The organism is Ruminococcus sp. RTP21484sp1_RTP21281st1_A8_RTP21281_210402, from assembly GCF_040914025.1.
GTDB lineage: Bacteria > Bacillota > Clostridia > Lachnospirales > Lachnospiraceae > Blautia_A > Blautia_A faecis.
This window is the reverse complement of sequence record NZ_JBCPGE010000031.1, coordinates 53,035-53,453: the sequence shown is the minus strand read 5'-3', so window position 1 is coordinate 53,453 and position 419 is coordinate 53,035. Positions and strand designations below refer to the sequence as shown.

The following is a 419-nucleotide window of genomic DNA, read 5'->3' as shown; positions in this document are numbered from 1 at the left end:
ACGCATACCTGGGATGCCGGAGTTATAACGAAAGAGGCTACTATTTCAAGTACAGGAATTAAGACATATACCTGTACTGTGTGCAAGAGCAAACGCGAAGAAGAAATTCCGAAATTGGTTGTTTTACCGACGAATACGCCAGTGCCGACGGCGACACCGACGAATACACCGGTACCAACGGTAACGCCGACGAACACGCCAATACCAACGGCAACGCCGACGAACACGCCGGTGCCAACGGCAACGCCGACGAACACACCGGTACCAACGGTAACGCCGACGAATACGCCGGTGCCAACGGCAACGCCGACGAACACGCCAGTGCCGACGAACACGCCAGTGCCGACAAACACGCCAGTGCCAACGGCAACGCCGACAAACACGCCGGTACCGACAAACACGCCAGTGCCAACGGCAAT

General features: G+C 56.3%; 1 protein-coding gene. It reads left to right on the top strand.

From position 1 onward, the window contains the following. Positions 1 to 80 precede the first annotated feature (80 nt). A partial coding sequence (locus AB5170_RS14825) for a hypothetical protein (RefSeq protein ID WP_368365091.1) occupies positions 81 to 419 on the top strand: 339 nt, incomplete at its 3' end.